This is a genomic window from Streptomyces sp. NPDC055287, from assembly GCF_053646035.1.
Genome location: NZ_JBSHNE010000023.1, coordinates 30,316 through 48,899 on the forward strand (window position 1 = coordinate 30,316; position 18,584 = coordinate 48,899).

Genomic DNA, 18,584 nt, shown 5'->3' on the forward strand with positions numbered 1-18,584 from the left:
GAGATCTCGGTGACCTCGTGGGCGGGTCGGCGTACATATCAGGCGTGCACACGCATCGACACAGCGACGCGGTCCGCCCGGTCTGCCATCCCTTCGCGTCCTACGAACCGTCCCCGGGGTCTCTCGGAGAGACACTCGCGAAGGAGAGTTCCGTGACAGCCAAGCCCGCAGCCGCAGCAGCCAGGGCCACCGTGTACGGCTACCCCCGCCAAGGACCCAACCGGGAACTGAAGAAGGCCATCGAGGGGTACTGGAACGGCCGCATCACCGCCGACGCCCTACGGGAGACCGCTGCCGGTCTGCGCCGCACCAACTGGCAGCAGCTGGCCGACGCCGGCCTCGACGAAGTGCCGACCGGCGACTTCTCGTACTACGACCACGTCCTGGACACCACCGTCATGGTCGGCGCCATCCCTGCCCGCCACCGCGCCCACGCCCATGAAGACCCGCTCGACGGCTACTTCGCCATGGCTCGCGGCACCCAGGACGTCGCGCCGCTGGAGATGACCAAGTGGTTCGACACCAACTACCACTACCTGGTCCCCGAACTCGGCCCCGACACCGTCTTCTGCGCCGACTCCACCCAGCAGGTCACCGAACTGGCCGAGGCCCTCAGCCTCGGCCACACCGCACGCTCTGTCCTCGTCGGACCGGTCACCTACCTGCTGCTCGCCAAACCCGCGCCCGGCGTCGCGGCGGACTTCCAGCCACTGACCCTTCTCGACCGGCTGCTGCCGGTGTACGCCGAGGTACTGGCCGACCTGCGGGCCGCCGGTGCCGAGTGGGTCCAGCTGGATGAGCCCGCGCTCGTCCAGGACCGCACACCGGCCGAGCTGAACGCCGCCGCCCGCGCCTACCGGGACCTGGGCGCGCTCACCGACCGGCCCAAGCTCCTCGTCGCCTCCTACTTCGACCGGCTCGGCGAAGCACTCCCCGTCCTGGCCAAGGCCCCCGTCGACGGCCTCGCCCTCGACTTCACCGGGCCCGCCGCCGCGAACCTCGACGACCTCGCCGCCGTCGGCGGCCTGCCCGGCAAACGCCTCGTCGCAGGCGTCGTCGACGGCCGCAACGTCTGGATCAACGACCTGGAAAAGTCGCTGTCCACCCTCGGCACCCTCCTCGGCCTCGCCGACCGTGTGGACGTGGCCGCCTCCTGCTCCCTGCTCCACGTCCCCCTCGACGCGACGGCCGAACGCGACGTGGACCCGCAGATCGCCCGTTGGCTCGCCTTCGCCCGCCAGAAGACCACCGAGATCACCACGCTCGCCCGCGGCCTCACCGAGGGCACCGACACCATCGCCGCACAGCTCGCGGCCAACCGCGCCGACCTGGCCTCCCGCGCCGGATCCGCCCTCACGAATGCCCCCGCCGTACGCGCCCGGGCCGCAGCCGTCACCGACGCCGACGCCCGCCGCTCCCAGCCCTACCCGGAGCGAGCGGCCGCCCAGCACGCCCACCTGCGCCTGCCCCTGCTACCGACCACCACCATCGGCTCCTTCCCGCAGACCACCGAACTGCGCACCGCCCGCGCCTCCCTGCGCGCCGGCCGCCTCGACGCCACCGGATACGAGCAGCGCGTCGAGACAGAGATCCAGAAGGTCGTCGCCTTCCAGGAGAAGACCGGCATCGACGTCCTCGTGCACGGCGAGCCCGAACGCAACGACATGGTCCAGTACTTTGCCGAGCAGCTGACGGGGTACCTCGCCACCCAGTACGGCTGGGTCCAGTCCTACGGCACCCGCTACGTCCGCCCGCCGGTCCTCGCCGGGGACATCTCCCGCCCCGAGCCGATGACGGTCCGCTGGAGCCGATACGCCCAGTCGCTCACCGACCGACCGGTCAAGGGCATGCTCACCGGCCCGGTCACCATGCTCGCCTGGTCCTTCGTCCGCGACGACCAGCCGCTCGCCGACACTGCCCGCCAGGTCGCCCTCGCACTGCGCGACGAGGTGAACGACCTGGAAACCAACGGCCTTTCGGTGATCCAGGTGGACGAACCCGCCCTGCGCGAGACCCTGCCGCTCCGCGCCGCCGACCGCCCCGCCTACCTGGCCTGGGCAACTGAGGCGTTCCGCCTGACCACCAGCGGGGTGCGCCCGGACATCCAGATCCACACCCACATGTGCTACGCCGAGTTCGGCGACATCCTCCAAGCCATCGAGGACCTCGACGCCGACGTCATCAGCCTGGAAGCCGCCCGCTCCCACATGCAGGTGGCAGGCGAACTCGCCAGGGCCGGCTACCCGCGCGAGGCGGGGCCCGGTGTCTACGACATCCACTCCCCGCGCGTCCCGAGTACCGGCGAGGCGGCCGCCCTGCTCCGCAAGGGGCTGGAGGCCATCCCGCCGGAGCGGCTGTGGGTCAATCCCGACTGCGGCTTGAAGACCCGCGGCTGGCCCGAGGTCCGTACCTCCCTCGAGAACCTGGTCGCCGCGGCCAGGGAGGTCCGCTCCTCGCTTCCCTCCGGCTCCTCCTGAGCCAGACGTGTTGAGGGCTCCCATGTCCGGCACGGCGGCATTGCCGGGCATGGGGCCCGGGTCGCGGTTCGATCGTTTTGGCTTCCACTCGGTCGGCCTCGGTGGGTTCGTGACGGAGGGCGAGAAGCAGGTCGAAGGCTTCCGGCACACGGTTCAGCGCGCCTTCTCGCGCGATCGTCCCGTCCTTCTCCAGCCCTCTCCCGCTCATGTGGTCAGTGTGCCTCGTGCCTTCGCTAGAAGGCGTAGCGGATCCGCAGCCACGGCGCGTGCGCCGCGACGAGGCGGCGCACGGTTTCCACCGCGGCCGCCTTCTCCCCGTTGCGGTAGCGCACGTTCCAGCTTCCGTTCTCGGAGCGCTTGGGCTGCTGGAGGTCCGGGCGCCACAGCAGGTCCTCGGCCCGCGGGTGCCAAGCGAGGTTGACGTCGTGCAGATCCCGGTTGTGGGTCAGCAAGATGACCTCGGCGGCCGCCTGCTCCTTGACCCGCGACGGCAGAACGTCGTCCATACGGCGCAGCAGCTCGGCCCACGCGCTCTCCCAGCCCGGCCGGATGACCACGGGCGAGAGATTGAAGTGCACCTCGTACCCGGCGTCGAAGAAGTCGGCCGCCGCGTCGATGCGCTGGTCGACGGGGCTGGTCCGGATGTCGAGCAGCCGTGAGTCGTCCGTAGGCATCACGGAGAAGCGGACGCGGGTGCGACCCCGGGGGTCCAGGTGCAGCAAATCCGGGTTGACGAACTTGGTGGCGAAGGACGCCATGGCGGTCGGCCACTTCCGGAAGGCGTGCACCAGATCGGCGGTGTTGTCGCTGATCAGGGCGTCGACCGAACAGTCGCCGTTCTCCCCGATGTCGTAGACCCAGGCGTGCGGGTCGCACTGGTTGGGTTCCGGTTTGGGTCCCAGCTGGGCGACATGGCGGCCGATGTGGCCGATGATCCGGTCGATGTTGGTGAAGACGGTGATCGGGTTGGCGTACCCCTTGCGACGCGGTACATAGCAGTAGGCGCAGGCCATGGCGCAGCCGTTCGACGCGCCCGGAGCGATCCAGTCGGCCGACCGCCCGTTGGGCCGAGTGGTGAGGGACTTGCGCTCTCCCAGGACCAGCGTCTCGCTCTTCACCCGCACCCAGCGCTCAGCGTTGCCCTCATTGCCGTGCAAGTGGGGGATACGCCAGTGCGAGTCCGTCTCCACCAGGCGGGCCCCGGGGAAGAGCGCAATGATCTGCCGCCCTCGCAGCGAGGCCGCAGCTCCCGGCTCCGCGTGGATCTCCCGGACGGCGAGAAGCCGCCGGGCCTCGGCCGACTCGCGGAAGAGCGGCCGGTGACCGGGACCGGCTCCCGTGCTCGCCACAAGGTCGTCGAGGCCGAACAGCGCGTCGTCGTCGCTGGTGAAAGCATCTCGCATGATCACTCCGGGTAGCGTCCGCGGCGCCGACCTCGCGCCGCTCGACGGTCCGCGCTCGCCGCTCGGACCGGCCGGGAGGGGGCGAACGTCGGCGGCGGAGGAAGCGGCGCGGCTCCTTCCACTGTACCGAGACCCACCGGCACGGGGAGCGACCCGTACGGCGGGCTCGGCGCCGGCTTCCGGCTGCGCGGGCGTATGGCTGCGCGGGCGTCCGCCGGAGCGGCCCGGCGGGAGCGCGTCGTTACGTTCTCCGGGCCGTACGGGCGTACGTTCTGTCAGGCCGTACCGTCACGGCCGCCCTGGAGATCGGCGCGGCCGCCGGCCCCGAGCAGGCCCGTTGCCTCGAGATCGCCCCGCGCCGAGAGCCGGGGCATCTCCCTGCGCGCCACCCACGTCACCACCGGCGGCAGTGCGCCGCGCACCACCTGGAGGCAGCGCAGCCACGACGGTACGTACACCGCCGCGGCGCGTCGCTCGACGGCCCGCGTGAGTCTGGCGGCGACCGTCTCGACGGAGAACACCTTGCGCGCAGGCCCGGGCATGTGAGCACGCAGTTCACGCAGTACCGCGTGCTCGTCCGCGTCGTGCGTCATGTCCGTGTCGGTCCAGTTCAGGTAGGCGATGCCCACGCCGACCCGCTCATGGGCGTATTCCGCCCGCAGTGCGTGGGCGAAGGCCTCCACACCCGCCTTGGAGGCGCAGTAGGCGCTCATCAGCGGTGAGGTGCCCATCGACGCGAGCGAGGCGATCTGCAGGTAGTAGCCGTGGGTGGCCAGCAACTGGGGGAGGAAAGCCCGGGCCGTGATGGAGCTGCCGATGAGGTTCACCTCGACGACCCGGCGCCACGTCGCCGGGTCGGACAGCCCGAAGGGGCCGCCCTCGGCGACACCGGCGTTGGCGACGACGACGGAAGCGCTGCCCAAGCGGTCCGCGACCCGTTCCGCCACGCGGGCCATCGCGCGCTCGTCCGTGACGTCCACTTCCCAGCAGTGCGCCTCCGTCGGCAGCGACTCCGCGATGCGCGCGAGCCCTGCCTCCTCCCGGCCCAGCAGTGCGACACGCATGCCCCGGTCGGCCAGTGCGCGCGCCAGACCGGCTCCGACACCACGGGCGGCGCCGGTGACCACTGCCGTGCGGCCCCCCAGGGGCGTCACGGCTGTTTGCGCGCTTGTTCGGCGGCCTGCGCGGCGGCGCCGGTCTCCGTCGAGGCGCCCGCGGTGGACAGGCGCCCACCGCTGTTCTCCAGGTGGGCGCGGACGAACCACTGGAAGAGCTCCAGGCCGCGGAGCTGTTCGATGAGCATGTCCTGCGTCACGGGGTCCGACTGCTCGGTGGCCTGCATGGCCGCGCGGTGTTCCTCGATGACCGACGTGTAGACGAGGTCGAGGGCGCCCAGGTGCCCGAGGGCTTCGGCCCGGCCGAGCGAGTAGTCGTTCCAGTGGCGCTCGGCGACCAGTGCACCGGGCGTCCCCTTGGGCTCGCCGCCGAGAGTGGAGATCCGCTCGGCCAGGTCGTCGGTCATCGACCGCACCTGCTCGACCTGGGGGTCCAGCATCTCGTGCACCGCGATGAAATGGGGACCGACGACGTTCCAGTGGATGTGCTTGAGAGTCAGAGCCACGTCGTTGAGGGCGTGCAGCCGCATCTGCAGCAACCGGATGATCTCGCTGCTGTTCTGGGCTTTCATGCCGGGGACGGTGTAGCTCGGGCCGGATGGCTCTGAGGTCACGATCGCTCCTTGTCGCACGTGGGGGTGCGTTCAGGCGACCATCCGGGTCGCCTTCCCGCATACCGAGGCCGCCTTCCGTGCCGCTTGGCTCCTGTACTCCACCCGTTCGGAGGTGTGCCGCGACGGTGTCACGGGGCGAGGAGGCGGCGCGCGCAGCGCCATGCGTACCGGCGGAGGCTGCCCGGCCTGCGGGTGACCGCTGCCGGGTCGAGCATGGAGGTGTGCCCGGCGCTGTCCGGCGCACAGGAGCGTGCCGAGAGCCGACCCGTGAAGGAGAGGGACCGTATGGCGAAGAAGGACAGGCTGGGCAAGGGGGACAAGGTCGCCTGGAAGAGCCACGGAAAGACAGTGACCGGCAAGGTGAAACGGAAGATCTCCGAGCGGACCCGCGACGCGGGACGCACGGTCGACGCTTCGGATCAGGATCCGCAGTACGAGGTGGAAAGCGACAAGTCGGGCCGTTCGGCGGTCCACAAGCCCTCGGCCCTGCGCAAGAAGGGCGGCAAGTCGTGACAGCGTCGAAGGCGGCGGCCGACCGCGACGAGATCGTCAAGCAGTTCGAGGAAGCCGTCAATCTGCCCCCGGCCGAACTCGACAAGTGGCTCGGGAGCGATGAGTCGAGGAGCGTGGGGCAGCGGGAGAACGGCGCCGAGAGCGTCGGCCACGCCTCCGGCCGGCGCATCGTCGAACTGCTGCGCACCAAGAAGGCCGACCTCACCGACGACGACCTCGCCCACATGCGCAAAGTCGTCGGTTACGTCCATCGGCACCTCAAGCAGCGTCCGAGCGGCGATGTCACCGACACGCGCTGGCGCTACTCCCTGATGAACTGGGGCCACGACCCCGAGCGCTGATCGGTTCGTTCCGGGGGTGAGAGACCGCCGCAGTGGTGGCGCGGTCCATGCCGGTACGGATGACCTGGTCGATGATCTCCACTTGTGAGCGTCGTGACTGCCGCGTGAAGCGCATTCGTGGCACCGGACTGCATCCGCTACCGCCACCACCTGAGAAGTAGGGGTAGTCGGCACCACATCAGCGTCGGCGAGGGAGCGAAGCTTCATGGTGAACGCGCCGGCGCCGATGACGGGACTCGCCACGCGGGCAGTGTGGGGAAACCCGCCCCTGATGCCGCGAGCGGGCAGACTCGGCACAGCGGCGCACGCGGCCACGCGGTGGGCGAAGGAACTGCGGGCGATGCGAACTTGGCCGTCTGAAGGGGCGAAGAAACCCAGGTCCTGCACGAGGAGGGCGTTTTGAGCCAGCAGCGGACCGCCGACGCCGACGCCGACGTCGTCATCGTCGGCGGCGGGGCAGCGGGGCTTTCACTTGCTCACGCCCTCACCGCTCCGGGCGCCGCCAGCCCCTTGTCCGTGACGCTGGTGGAGACCCCGCAGCCTTCTCTGCGGCCCGGGCAACGAACCTGGTGTTTCTGGGAAGAGGGCGAGGGCACTTTCGACGATGCGGTAGCCATGTCCTGGCGGCGCCTGCGCGTGCGCGGACGTGACGGCGTCCTCGCCGAGCGCGAACTCAAGACGCTGCGGTACAAAATGCTCCGCTCGGACACGTTCGAAGCCCTGGTGAGAACGCGTCTGGCGACACTGCCCGAGGTACGGCTGGTCGAGGCCACGGCCGAGACGGTACGCAACGTGACCGGCGGCGGCGCCGAAGCCCTCTGCACCACCCGCACCGGCGGCCGCCTCACGCTGCGCGGCCGCCACCTGTTCGACTCGCGTCCCGCACGCTCACTGCCACCGGCCCGCAGCACATTGCTGCAGCACTTCCGGGGCTGGTTCGTCCGTACCGAGGCCCTCGCCTTCGACGAGGACGTCGTTGAGCTGATGGACTTCCGGGTGCCGCAACCGCCCCACGGCCTCGCCTTCGGATACGTCCTCCCGCTCGGACCGAGGGGGGCGCTCATCGAGTACACACAGTTCTCCCGAACTCCGCTGGCCCGCCAGGAGTACGAGACGGCGCTGCGGCACTACACCCGTGACATCCTCGGCCTGGGACCGCTCGACGTGTGTGCCACCGAAGCGGGTGTCATCCCCATGACCGATGCGCGCTTCCCCCGCAGGATCGGCGCCGCAGTTCACCGCATCGGTGCGGTCGGCGGCGCCACCAGGCCGGCGACCGGGTACACGTTCTCCGCCGTGCAGCGCCAGACCAAAGCCGTTGCCGCAGCGCTGCGCGAGGGCAGGCCGGTGAGGCTTGAACCACCGCACGGGAGGCGGGCGCTGGCCATGGACGCCGTCATGCTGCGCGCCCTGGACACCGGGCGCATCAACGGACCCGACTTCTTCGCCCGGCTGTTCGAGCGCGTGCCCGCCGACCGGGTACTGCGGTTCCTCGATGGCCGCAGCCACGTGTGGGAGGACATCTCCATCGGATTCTCCACACCTGTCCGTCCCATGCTCCGTACCGCGGCGGAACTCCCCTTTCTGTCACGGAAACCGTTCCCCCTCACCCATGATTGGGCACCGGATGACGCTGATGCGAGACGCGGACCTGGCAGACGCCTTTGACCACGCGGCCCCCCGGTACGACCGTCTCGTCGGTCTCAACGCCGGGTACCACGCCGACCTGAGACGCTCAGCACGCCGATTGCGGCTGCCCGGCGGCGGCGCGGACCGGCACATCCTCGACATCGGGTGCGGTACGGGCGCCTCGACCGCGGCGCTGCTGCGGGCCGCGCCGTTCGCCCGGATCACGGCCGTCGACGCTTCGGCCGGCATGCTGGCGCGGGCAGCCGCCAAGTCCTGGCCATCCAATGTCCAGTTCGTGCACTCGCCCGTGGAGCACCTGTCCGCCGCGGGTGTCACGGGGCCCTTCGACGCCGTTTTCGCCGGTTACCTCTTCCGCAACGTGGCCGACCCCGACACCGTGCTGGCCGCCGTCCACTCGATGCTGCGCCCCGGCGGCAGACTCGCTGTGCACGAGTACTCCCTCAGCGGTTCCACGGCGCACCGGGCACTGTGGTCAGCCGTATGCAGAGCCGTCATCATCCCCGCAGGCACGGTCACCGGTGACACCAGCCTCTACCGCTACCTCCATCGGAGCGTGCTGGACTTCGACACCGCGCCACGCTTCTCGGCCCGGCTCGCCGACGCCGGCTTCACCGGCAGACGCGTCCTGCCCGTACCCGGATGGCAAACGGGCATCGTCCACACTTTCCTGGGCCGTCGCGCCGAGGACGGAGAAGGGGAAGTCACCCTGTGACCCGCACGAGGGGAAACGCCCCGCGCAGGGGCAGGGACCGCAAGGCGCAGGTCGTGATGCCCGCTCAGGGCCGCGAACGTATCCACGGACCGGCCCCGAGGGCAGCGGTCGTCGGCGGCGGTATCGCCGGCTTGGCCGCCGCCACGGCGCTGGCAGAACGCGGTGTCCAAGTCACGCTCCACGAGAGCGAAGCCGGTCTCGGCGGCCGCCTTGCCGGCCGGTGCACGCAACTCGCCGACGGCACACAGGTGACGATGAGCCGGGGTTTCCACGCCTTCTTCCGCCAGTACTACAACTTGCGCGGCCTGCTGCGCCGCGCCGACCCCACGCTCTCCGTTCTGCGGCCGCTGCCCGACTACCCCCTGCGCCACCGCAACGGCCTCACCGACAGCTTCTCCCGCGTGCCCCGCACACCACCCTGGAGCGCGATGGGCTTCGCGGCACTCAGCCCCACCTTCGGGTGGCGTGACCTCGCGGCCATGAATCCGAGGGCGGCCCTCCCGCTCTTCGACGTCCGCGTGCCCGAGGTGTACGAGCGCTTCGACTCCGTCAGTGCCCAGGACTTTCTCCGCGCGGTGCAGTTCCCCGAGGCCGCCCACCACTTGGCGTTCGAAGTGTTCTCCCGCAGCTTTTTCTCGGACCCGCGCGAACTGTCGGCGGCCGAGCTCCTGCTGATGTTCCACATCTACTTCCTCGGCTCCTCGGAGGGGCTGCTGTTCGACGTACCCGACGAGCCCTTCCCCCAGGCACTGTGGGATCCCCTGGGCCGCTACCTGGACCAGTTGGGCGTGCGCATCCGCACCCGCACTCCCGTCGCCTCCGTACGCACTGTCGACGAGACTACTCTGAGTGTCGAGACCGACGGCACGTCCACCGGCTACGACGCCGTCGTCCTCGCTCTCGATGTGGCCGGGCTGCGGCGCCTCGTCGCCGCCTCGCCGCAGTTGGGCGACCAGGCATGGCGCGCGGACATCGCCGCGCTACGCACCGCGCCGCCCTTCCTCGTCTCCCGGCTGTGGCTCGACCGGCCCGTCGCCCCGGCCCGGGCCGGATTCCTCGGTACCAGCGGATTCGACGGGCTCGACAACGTCAGCGTCCTGGACCGCTGGGAGGGCGAAGCGGCCAGGTGGGCACAGAAATCCGGCGGCAGCGTCGTCGAGCTGCACGCATACGCGGTCGACGAACAGGCCGCCCACCAGGAAGTCGAACAGACACTGCTGCGGGAGCTTCACGGTCTCTACCCCGAGACCAGGGCCGCGAGGATCGTCGACGCCCGCCACGAGTGGCGAGTGGACTGCCCCCTGTTCCCCGTCGGGGGATACGCGTCCCGCCCCACGGTGCGCACCCCCCACCGCACCCTCATTATGGCCGGCGACCTGGTCCGCAGCGATCTTCCCGTGGCGCTCATGGAACGTGCGGCCACCACCGGGTTCCTCGCCGCCAACGCTCTGCTGCGGCGCTGGGGAGTACGCGGCCACCCGCTGTGGACCGTGCCCCGCAAGGGGCGCTCACCGCTGCTTCGCGGCATGGCGGCGCTCGCCCCGAACCGGGCCTGAGCCGCGCCGCGGGCGGAGGACGCTACCGTGACGGATTCGCTCCGTTCGCCCGTGACCGCACGGGGTGCTCGGGCAAGCAGGCCGCGGCCACGTCCCTCGTCGGCTACGCGACCGCTCCCGCCGCTGGCCCGGCCGGCAGCGCCTGAGCATGCCCTCAGCCCGGGAAGCGGCCGGTGCTGCGCAGCAGCCAACGTCGTTCCGCGTAGGCGAGGTCGTCACGCCACAGGCGCCCTGCCGCCCACCGCATCAGCGGTCGAAGGGCCGGAGCCGCCGCCCGCGCCGCGTCGAACCCACGCCGGTCGGAGACGGCGAGGATCGCTTCGGTCACCGCCGTGCGAGGAGTGCCGTCCGGGCCAGGGCCAACCGGAGTGGCATGGGTCTCCACCACGGACGCCATGCCTTCGCCCTCGGTGATGCGCATGACGACAGTGCGGGGCTCAGGCGCGGTGAACACAGCCCGTACGGGGACGACCAGCCGCCCCGCGACCTTGAAGGACACGTCGACGACGAACGCGTCGTCGTCGCCGTTGTCCTCCGGCGCCTTCACGACGGTCAGACCGACGAAGGAGTACGGGTGGAACCACGAACCGTGCCACGGGTCCAGGCGGTTGGCCACCACGTCCTCCGGTTCGCAGCGGCCCACGGTGGCGAACACGGCGTCCACGGCCCCCTCACGCGGACGTTCCGGGACGACCGGACGCTCCAGCGGCGGCTCCCCGCCGAGCTCGTCGAGGCGCACCCAGGCGAGTACACCGTCGTCGTGGGCCGGCAGCGGGTCCCAGCCCGCGAAGGGCCGGCCGTCCAGGGACAGACCGTGCCAGTGGCACACGACGGTGCCGCACACGACACGGGCGTCACGCAGCGGTGCCCCGAGGTGTGGGCAGGCGCCCGGCCCCGCCCTCAGCTCGCCCGCCTCAGTGCGCCAGGCGATGACCTCCACGCCTGCGACGGTCGTCCCGAACGGCCGCCCGCCGCGGCCGATGGCGCGCGAGGCCCCGAGCACGTACCAATTGCCCGACGGCCGTGCCGCCGAGCGCTTCAGGGCGTCTGCGATGACGGACGGTCTCGCTTCACGCCACGTGGGCGTCTGGTGTTCCCAGCGGACCGGGCGCGTGGACCGCAACGGCAGCGCACGGCGCCGCGGCCTCGGACTGTCCGTCATGTGTCCCTGCCTCCTAGGGCCTGCGGTGGGTGAGCTGCCGACGGTGGCCGTTCGTGGCGGCTTCGCGGGTGCGGAGGCAGTGGGCGCAGGCGAGCGGTGAGAATGCCCGCGAGCCCGGCGAGCGCAACGGTCGCCCGGCGACGCCGCGGCACCACCGACCGCCGCTGGACGACGGCGTAACCGTCCGCCGCGATGGCATCGAGGATGCCGCCGTACAGCGTGAACGCCGTCCGGATACAGGGGCGGGCGCGGGGCTCGAGCATGGCGATGCCCGGTTCGGCCTCCCGGTAGACGCTCCGGGTGAGGGCCGCGGCGGCTTCGAGCGCGGCGCGGATCCGTGGGTCGGGCCGGCCTGTCGCGCGGCTCCATTCCAGCAGGTTGCGGTGCGTTCCGTGCGCTGCGAGCAGGTCGGCGGGCAGATAGACCCGCCCCCGGTCGAGGTCCTCTCCGACATCGCGCAGGAAGTTGGTGAGCTGGAACGCGACGCCGAGGGCGGCGGCGTGCGGCGCCGCCACGTCCCGCGGCACGACTGTGCCGAGCACCGGCAGCATCTGCAGGCCGATGACCGCGGCGGACCCGTGCATGTACGCCCTGAGGGCGTCGTACGTCGCATAGTCCGTGATGGTGAGGTCGTCGCGCATGGAGGCCATGAAGTCGGCGAAGTACTCGTGCGGGATGTCGTACGTCCGTGCCGTGTCGGCCAAGGCTCGCACCACGGGCTCCGCGCTCCGGCCGGTACGCAGCCCGGCGGCGAGTTCTCCCTCCAGCTCCGTGAGCCGCTTGTCGCGTACTTCGGGCGTCTGTTCCGTTGCCAGGTTGTCCACGATGTCGTCGGCCCAGCGCGCGAAACCGTACAGCGCGTGGACCGCCGGTCGCCGGTGGGCGGGCAGCAGGCGCGTGGCGAGGAAGTATGTCCTGCCGTGCCGGGCGTTGAGCCGTCGGCAGTGCGCATACGCCGCACGCAGCCCGGGGTCCGAGATGCGGGCCGAGTCGAGTTCCCGTCGTGTCATGAACGCACGCCTCTCAGAGTCCGCTGATGCGGGCCGCCGCCAGCTTTCCGCTGATGAGCACGGTGGGCACGCCCACGCCCGGAGTCGTTCCGCAGCCGGCCAGCACGGCGTTCTCGATGCCCGCGACAAGGTTGCGCGGCCGGAAGGGGCCGGTCTGCGCGAAGGTGTGGGCCGCGGAGAACGGGGTGCCGGCCATGTGGCCCTGTGCCGTCCAGTCGGCGGGGGTGATCAGCTGTTCCTCCTCGATCGCGTCACCGAATCCGTCCAGCCCGCGCTTCTCCAGCTCGGTGACGAGGCTGTCGCGGTAGCGGGGGGCGAGATCGCCCCATGCGGCCGCCGACGGGCCGACCGTCGTGTTCGGGCAGGGAGCGAGGACGTAGTGCAGGTGCCTGCCCTCCGGTGCCAGCCCCGGGTCGTGCGTCGTGGGCCGCGTGACGAGCAGCGACGGATCGCTCATCAGCTGCCCCGTACGGGTGATCTCGTCGAAGGTGCGTTCCCACGCGTGCCCGAAGGAGATCGTGTGGTGGCCGAGTTGCGGCCACGTGCGGCGCGTGCCCGCGTGCAGGACCACCGCCGAGGGCGAGTGCGTCAGGCGGACCGGACGGCGCGGGGCGCGGCCCAGCAGGCGGTACACGACCGGGAGATCGGGGGTGAGGACCACCGCGTCACACGCCAGATCCTCCGAACCGGCGAGCCGCACCGCGGTGACGCGGCCTGCCGAGAGCCGAAGTTCGCTGACCTCGCTTCCGTATCGGAACGCCGCCCCGGCGTCCCGGGCGGCGTCCGCCATCGCCTCGGGCAGCGCGTGCATCCCGCCCCTGGGGAAGTACACGCCGGCCACGGTGTCCATGTAGGCGATGACGGCATAGGCGGCGAGCGCCCGGGCGGGCGGCACACCCGCGTACAGCGACTGGAAGGAGAACACTCTGCGCAGCCGTGCGTCCTTGATGTGCCGGCCGATCTGCGCATCCAGCCGGCCGAACCCACGCAGAGCGGCGAGCCGCGCCAGATCGCGGTGCAGCAGCTGGAAGGGCGAGTCGAAGTTCGTGTCGATGAACCGCCGCATCTGGGCTTCGTAGAGCGACCGCAGCCACTTCCGCAACCTGCGGTAGCCGTCGGCCTCCTCCGGACCGGCGAAGACGCGGACCTCCTCGGCCATCGCCTCGCCGTCGGTGTGCACGTCGAGGCCGGAACCGTCGGCGAACTGTGCCCGGTACGCGGGGTGCAGCTCGACGAGGTCGACCCGCCCGGCCAGCGACTCGCCCACCGCGGCGAACGCCTCGTCGGCGAGGTGGGGCATGGTGAGCACGGTCGGACCGGTGTCGAGGAGGTAGCCGCCCAGACGGGTGCGTCCCGCGCGGCCGCCCGGCTGATTCCCTCTCTCCACCACGGTCACCCGGCGGCCGCTGCCCAGCAGATGAAGGGTGGCGGCGAGGCCGGACAGTCCGGCTCCCACGACGACCACATGGTCCGTGCGGCCGGGAACGGTTCTCATCGGGAGGCCTCCTCGCGCGACGGATGCAGACCCGCCGCGGTACGGACCAGACTGCCGAGCTCTGCGACCGCTGCCGCCTCGCCGGGCAGTGCGGCCAAGTGGCGTTCACCGAGGTGGACCAAGCGGCTGATCTCGGCCTCGACGACACGCCGGGCACCGGTACTTTCCACAGCGGCCCGGGCCCGCCGCACCTGCTCATCGGTCAGCGGTGGGTCTGCCACCCTCAGAGCCTCACCGGCCGATACGTCGCCCGACTCTTCGGCCAGCCGCAAGGCGATGGCGCGCAGGTACGTCAACTTTCCGTCGCGCAGGTCGTCGCCGGCCGGCTTGCCCGTACGCCCCGGATCACCGAACACGCCGAGGAGATCGTCCCTGAGCTGGAATGCCATACCGGCGCACCGGCCCGCCGACCGCAGTACGCCCATGGTGCGGTCGGCAGCCCCCGCCAGCGCGGCGCCGAGCGCGAGCGGACGCTCGACGGTGTACAGCGCGCTCTTGAGGCGGGCGATGCGAACGGCCTCGTCGGGCGTCGTCGCACCCGTGGCGGCCGCTCGCACGTCGAGGTACTGGCCGGCCACCATCTCCCACCGCATGGCCCGCCACTCCCGGTACAACGGCGCACCCAGCGTCGAGGACAACGCAGTGGAGGTAAGGAGATCGTCGGCCCACGCAAGAGCCAGGTCGCCGACGAGAATGGCTCCGGCTGTGCCGTGAGATGTCGGCGAGCCGCGCATCCCTGCCCGTGAGTGCTGCCGGGCGAAGTCCTCGTGCACGGCGGCGGCGCCGCGGCGTACCGACGAGTTGTCCATGACGTCGTCGTGGACCACGGCGCAGGTCTGGATCAGTTCGAGCGCCGCCGCGACGCTCAGCACCTGCTTCGCCGCCGTGCCCCGGGCGTCTCCGCCGCAGGCCCGCCAGCCCCACCACAGGAACCGGGCCCTGAGGCGTTTGCCGCCGCGCAGGGCGATATCGCGCAGTCTCCCGACCAGCTCCTCGGCGACCACCGCATCCGTCCGGGCGGCTTCCGCCAGCCGTTCGCTCAGATACGTACGCAGTACGCCTTCCACCGCGCCGGTCACGTCATGGTCGACCTGTCCCGTGGAGACGAACTCACGGGGCTGCCCACTGCCGACAGCCATGTGCGGGTCGTCTCCGGTCGTCTGAATGCCGAGCATGAGCCCCCTTCCGAGTTCCCGACTGGGTCGCCGGACACCGCTTCTTCCGTTCAGAAGGCGCGTCCGGATGCGCCTGAGGCGTCGGACACCGATGTGTCGGTGCCGGCCGCGTGCCTGCTCGGCTGTCCGGTCCGCGAGCTACCCGCTGCGCTCAGCCGTCCGCTGCAGTTCTCCGGGCGGCAACGCACGAACCACTGGAGAACCACCGGGCGGAGCTGCTCGATGGAGGAGCGTTCCGGAGTCCTCCGTCATCATTTTTGGAACGGTGTAACCAGGGGCCTCGGGTGTCACGGTCGCTCCTCGTTCAGCGGGTTGCCTGATGCCAGGCAACCACCTGAGTCGGTGTCGCGCCCGGCCAGAGCCCGCGAACCGTACTCCGAACCGGCGAACCCTCCGCTCCCTGACCCGCCGTTACGCGGGTGATCCGGCAGGCCTGGCCGTGAGGACCGCAGCCACCGCGTCCACTGCCTCCTCCAGGCCGAACGGGCGCAGAGTGCCGGGCACGACCGGAGCGGTCCATCCCGGTCCCAGGGTGAGCACCGCGGGCCTTCGGCGCGCGCCCCTGACGCCCCATGTCATCTGTGCCACATGCTGGGCGAGCGGCCTGCTCGCCGTCGTCCGGGACTGGGCCCACAATGCCACCGCGCCGGGCCCTGTCCTGCGTACCGCTTCGATCAGCGCCTCGGCGGGCAAGGCCGCGCCGAACATGCGCACCGGCAGGCTCCGCTCGTGCAGGGCGGCCGCGAGAGCCTCGAGCGGCAACGTATGCGTTTCACCGGGGACGCAGGCGAGGACGGCAAGGTCGGCAGCGGAGACCTCGGCCGGGACGTGCTGACGGCGGTGCAGGGCGCTGGAAACGTGCCAGGACAGGAGATGCTCGACCTCGACGTACTTCTCCCCGGAGGTCTGCCACTTACGGCCGACGGCCCTGAGCGTCGGCACGATGATCTCCGCCCAGGCGGTCACGAGTCCGTGCTCGGTGATCAACGCTTCCAGCAGACGGTCGACGGCGAGCGAATCGAGGCGCAGCGCCGCGCGGGCGAGGCCCCTGCACTCCGCTCGGGCGTCCCTCAAATGCAGCCCGCCGCCGGTATGGCCGCGCGGGGAGGGCCGCGTTGTCGAACCCCCCGACCGGCTGGACGACGCTGTCCCCGACGTGCGGCCGGAGTACGAGTTCATCGGCTCCCGCGCAGGACGCGGCTTCGCGCGGGCGATGCGGGCCGCTTCGGCGGGCGGAAGTCCTTCATTGGTGAGGGCGCGCATGCGCTCGAGCACCGCGAGGTCCGCGGCGGTCCAGCGCCGGTGCTTGCCGTCCTCGTGCGCGGCGGGCCCGATGCCGTACCGCCGGTCCCAGGAGCGCAAGGTGGTCGGCGCTACGCCGAAGCGTCGCGCCACCGCCCCTGTGGTGAGACCGCCCGTCTCCGGGCGCGACCCGTCGGTCCCGTCCATACGTCCATCATACGACGCACAACCGATGCATGTTGCTTGCGTCGTTTTTCGCGGCCGAGACTGGGGCCAACGCGCACCCCGGGGCAGCAACGAGCCCCGGCCCGAGAGACCGGCCGCCCCCAGGTTCAGGTCGGCCGGCGCAGATAGGAGCGCAGCATGAGTACAACGCCGGTGATGACCGCAGTCAGCACCCCGAACGCGCCCGTCGACGAGTCGCGTGACTCGAGCGCTCCCGCCCGCGCACCGTTGCTCGACGACGAGCAGGCGTTCGCCGCTGTCTACCGGCGGTGGGGCGCGCTCGTGTACACGATGGCCACTCGCTCGCTCGGCGACGCCAAAGAGGCCGAAGACGTAACACAGCAGGTATTCCTCGCCGCATGGCGTGGCCGCGCCGGGTTCCGTCCGCAGCGCGGCCCCCTCGTGGCCTGGCTGGTCGGTATTACCCGGCGCAAGATCGTTGATGCCCTGGCGGCCCGCACCCGAAGGGGAGAAATCGCCGGGGCCGCCGCGGCCGGCATGCCGATGTACGGACCGCCCGGCCAGGCCCCCGAAGCCGTGGTGGACCGTGTGCTCATCGCTGACGAGCTGCGCAGGCTTCCGCCGGCTCAGCGCCAGGTTCTCGCCCTCGCCTTCTACGGCGACCTCACCCACGCCCAGATCGCCGAGCGCACGGGGATCCCGCTGGGCACGGTGAAAAGCCATGCGCGCCGCGGAATGCACCTGCTGCGCCACCACATCGAGGAAGCCCAGGCGATCTGACACCACGCCCGTACAGCAGGCTCGCTCCTCCGTATCAATCTGCCGTGGTGCGCGGTCGCGGATGTCTGCGACCGGACCTGCACCGGACCTGCACCCCGCACCGGGGACCCGGCGAAAAATCATTGCGCCGAATGCATCCGAGGGGGGCGGGTTTCACGAAGCGATTGTTGTGGCGGGCAAAGAGGCAGGAGCCCGTCACTCCTCTCAGCAAAGGTGAAGCTCATGACCACCAACCGTTTCAGGGGTGTCGCTCTCACCGGAGCCGGTGCGCTCCTTTTCCCACTCGCGCTCGTAGTCCTGGCCCCCGTGGCCCAGGCACAGCCGGTGGCGGAACCGTTCGGCCCCGCCTGTGCCTCTCTGCCCAGCAGTGGCGAGGGAAGCGCCGCGGGCATGGCCGACGACCCGGTCGCCACCGCGGCGTCCAACAACCCTGAACTGTCTACTCTTGTCAGCGCCGTCCAGAAGGCCGGACTCGTCGACACGCTGAACAACGCGGAGAACATCACGGTCTTCGCGCCCACGAACGACGCCTTCGAGAAGATCCCGAAGGCCGACCTCGACAAGATCCTCAACGACAAGGAGCAACTGAGGGACCTCCTCACCTACCACGTGGTCGGCGAGACAGTGACAGTGGACGAGCTGCCCGACGGTACGTTCAAGACTCTCCAGGGCGGCCAGGTGAAGACATCCGGATCCGGCGATTCCTTCAAGGTGAACGACTCGTCGATCGTCTGTGGCGACGTCGCCACGCAGAATGCGACCGTCCACGTCATCGATACCGTGCTGGTGCCGAAGTCCTGACGACGGCATCGCCGGAGCAGCCGTTCTGGCTCCCGTCGCCCGGCGGCGACGGGAGCTTGAGCGCGTCCCTGCGAGAGGGCCTCGACCTGGCGTTCAGGCGTGAGCATTTCGGTGGAGCGGATCGCGCAGCCGTGGGGCAGCCGCCCCCCGAGCGGTCTGCACGAGCCGTGGCCGTCGCGGGTCGAAGGCGTCTGGCCGGGGTAGTGGGGCCCGAGGACGTCGAGCGGTGGGTGCGGACCGCCTCGATCCTCCACTCCGACGGTGACGCAACGACGGCTGAAGAGGGTGGTGCGGCGGGGGGCCCGGCGGGGGGGGGGGGGGGCCCGGGGGGGGGGGGGGGACGAAACCCCCC

16 protein-coding genes are annotated in these 18,584 nt (G+C 71.0%); 8 read left to right on the top strand and 8 right to left on the bottom strand.

Annotation, left to right across the window (positions count from 1 at the left end):
* Positions 1–152 precede the first annotated feature (152 nt).
* A complete protein-coding gene (gene metE / locus ACWIHY_RS28055; protein WP_454378515.1) occupies positions 153–2,477 on the top strand; it encodes a 5-methyltetrahydropteroyltriglutamate--homocysteine S-methyltransferase in 2,325 nt (774 codons plus the stop codon).
* A gap of 233 nt (positions 2,478–2,710) precedes the next feature.
* Here metE and ACWIHY_RS28060 read toward each other — a convergent pair whose 3' ends face one another.
* The 3 genes from ACWIHY_RS28060 to ACWIHY_RS28070 form a co-directional block, all read right to left on the bottom strand.
* A complete protein-coding gene (locus ACWIHY_RS28060) occupies positions 2,711–3,880 on the bottom strand; it encodes a spore photoproduct lyase family protein (protein ID WP_454378517.1) in 1,170 nt (389 codons plus the stop codon).
* A 275-nt stretch (positions 3,881–4,155) separates the two neighbouring features.
* Positions 4,156–5,034, bottom strand: coding sequence for an SDR family oxidoreductase (locus ACWIHY_RS28065; protein ID WP_454378518.1), 879 nt, complete (start codon positions 5,032–5,034; stop codon positions 4,156–4,158).
* Positions 5,031–5,609, bottom strand: coding sequence for a Dps family protein (locus ACWIHY_RS28070; protein ID WP_454378520.1), 579 nt, complete (start codon positions 5,607–5,609; stop codon positions 5,031–5,033). Before ACWIHY_RS28070 ends, ACWIHY_RS28065 begins: the two co-directional genes overlap by 4 nt.
* A 285-nt stretch (positions 5,610–5,894) precedes the next feature.
* Here ACWIHY_RS28070 and ACWIHY_RS28075 point away from each other — a divergent pair, with 285 nt between their 5' ends.
* From ACWIHY_RS28075 to ACWIHY_RS28095, 5 genes are all read left to right on the top strand, one after another.
* On the top strand, positions 5,895–6,122 hold the full coding sequence (locus ACWIHY_RS28075) for a DUF2945 domain-containing protein (RefSeq protein WP_454378521.1): 228 nt from the start codon (positions 5,895–5,897) through the stop codon (positions 6,120–6,122).
* The gene (locus ACWIHY_RS28080; protein ID WP_454378523.1) at positions 6,119–6,463 is read left to right on the top strand and encodes a DUF3140 domain-containing protein; all 345 of its coding nucleotides are present in this window, start codon (positions 6,119–6,121) and stop codon (positions 6,461–6,463) included. Before ACWIHY_RS28075 ends, ACWIHY_RS28080 begins: the two co-directional genes overlap by 4 nt.
* A 399-nt stretch (positions 6,464–6,862) precedes the next feature.
* A complete protein-coding gene (locus ACWIHY_RS28085; RefSeq protein ID WP_454378524.1) occupies positions 6,863–8,131 on the top strand; it encodes a lycopene cyclase family protein in 1,269 nt (422 codons plus the stop codon).
* Positions 8,091–8,825: a class I SAM-dependent methyltransferase gene (locus tag ACWIHY_RS28090; protein ID WP_454378526.1), complete on the top strand. Its 735-nt coding sequence runs from the start codon at positions 8,091–8,093 to the stop codon at positions 8,823–8,825. Before ACWIHY_RS28085 ends, ACWIHY_RS28090 begins: the two co-directional genes overlap by 41 nt.
* On the top strand, positions 8,822–10,381 hold the full coding sequence (locus ACWIHY_RS28095; RefSeq protein WP_454378527.1) for an FAD-dependent oxidoreductase: 1,560 nt from the start codon (positions 8,822–8,824) through the stop codon (positions 10,379–10,381). The genes ACWIHY_RS28090 and ACWIHY_RS28095 overlap by 4 nt, the downstream gene beginning before the upstream one ends.
* Before the next feature lie 154 nt (positions 10,382–10,535).
* Here the strand turns inward: ACWIHY_RS28095 and ACWIHY_RS28100 are convergent, their stop codons facing one another.
* The 5 genes from ACWIHY_RS28100 to ACWIHY_RS28120 all read right to left on the bottom strand — a co-directional run bounded on the left by ACWIHY_RS28100 (position 10,536) and on the right by ACWIHY_RS28120 (position 16,672).
* The gene (locus ACWIHY_RS28100; RefSeq protein WP_454378529.1) at positions 10,536–11,543 is read right to left on the bottom strand and encodes a DUF5914 domain-containing protein; all 1,008 of its coding nucleotides are present in this window, start codon (positions 11,541–11,543) and stop codon (positions 10,536–10,538) included.
* Entirely contained in the window at positions 11,540–12,553 is a 1,014-nt protein-coding gene (locus ACWIHY_RS28105) for a phytoene/squalene synthase family protein (RefSeq protein ID WP_454378530.1), read from the bottom strand. Before ACWIHY_RS28105 ends, ACWIHY_RS28100 begins: the two co-directional genes overlap by 4 nt.
* Positions 12,554–12,566: 13 nt before the next feature.
* Positions 12,567–14,048 carry a phytoene desaturase family protein gene (crtI, locus tag ACWIHY_RS28110; protein WP_454378532.1) on the bottom strand — a complete coding sequence of 494 codons (1,482 nt, stop codon included), beginning with the start codon at positions 14,046–14,048 and terminating at the stop codon, positions 12,567–12,569.
* Complete coding sequence (locus ACWIHY_RS28115) at positions 14,045–15,223, bottom strand: polyprenyl synthetase family protein (RefSeq protein ID WP_454378534.1); 1,179 nt, start codon at positions 15,221–15,223, stop codon at positions 14,045–14,047. Before ACWIHY_RS28115 ends, crtI begins: the two co-directional genes overlap by 4 nt.
* Before the next feature lie 411 nt (positions 15,224–15,634).
* Entirely contained in the window at positions 15,635–16,672 is a 1,038-nt protein-coding gene (locus ACWIHY_RS28120; RefSeq protein ID WP_454378536.1) for a MerR family transcriptional regulator, read from the bottom strand.
* A 156-nt stretch (positions 16,673–16,828) separates the two neighbouring features.
* Here ACWIHY_RS28120 and ACWIHY_RS28125 point away from each other — a divergent pair, with 156 nt between their 5' ends.
* Positions 16,829–17,431 (top strand): RNA polymerase sigma factor, encoded by a 603-nt coding sequence (locus tag ACWIHY_RS28125; protein WP_454378537.1) that lies wholly within the window; start codon positions 16,829–16,831, stop codon positions 17,429–17,431.
* A gap of 222 nt (positions 17,432–17,653) precedes the next feature.
* A complete protein-coding gene (locus tag ACWIHY_RS28130; RefSeq protein ID WP_454378539.1) occupies positions 17,654–18,232 on the top strand; it encodes a fasciclin domain-containing protein in 579 nt (192 codons plus the stop codon).
* The last annotated feature ends 352 nt before the right edge of the window (positions 18,233–18,584 follow it).

Excerpts from the sequence above, each read along its gene's own strand:
- ACWIHY_RS28105 (WP_454378530.1), bottom strand. The coding sequence starts at position 12,553 with ATGACACGACGGGAACTCGACTCGGCCCGCATCTCGGACCCCGGGCTG.
- crtI (WP_454378532.1), bottom strand. The coding sequence starts at position 14,048 with ATGAGAACCGTTCCCGGCCGCACGGACCATGTGGTCGTCGTGGGAGCC.
- ACWIHY_RS28060 (WP_454378517.1), bottom strand. The coding sequence starts at position 3,880 with ATGCGAGATGCTTTCACCAGCGACGACGACGCGCTGTTCGGCCTCGAC.
- ACWIHY_RS28130 (WP_454378539.1), top strand. The coding sequence starts at position 17,654 with ATGACCACCAACCGTTTCAGGGGTGTCGCTCTCACCGGAGCCGGTGCG.
- ACWIHY_RS28075 (WP_454378521.1), top strand. The coding sequence starts at position 5,895 with ATGGCGAAGAAGGACAGGCTGGGCAAGGGGGACAAGGTCGCCTGGAAG.
- ACWIHY_RS28125 (WP_454378537.1), top strand. The coding sequence starts at position 16,829 with ATGAGTACAACGCCGGTGATGACCGCAGTCAGCACCCCGAACGCGCCC.
- ACWIHY_RS28120 (WP_454378536.1), bottom strand. The coding sequence starts at position 16,672 with ATGGACGGGACCGACGGGTCGCGCCCGGAGACGGGCGGTCTCACCACA.
- ACWIHY_RS28100 (WP_454378529.1), bottom strand. The coding sequence starts at position 11,543 with ATGACGGACAGTCCGAGGCCGCGGCGCCGTGCGCTGCCGTTGCGGTCC.
- ACWIHY_RS28115 (WP_454378534.1), bottom strand. The coding sequence starts at position 15,223 with ATGCTCGGCATTCAGACGACCGGAGACGACCCGCACATGGCTGTCGGC.
- ACWIHY_RS28090 (WP_454378526.1), top strand. The coding sequence starts at position 8,091 with ATGACGCTGATGCGAGACGCGGACCTGGCAGACGCCTTTGACCACGCG.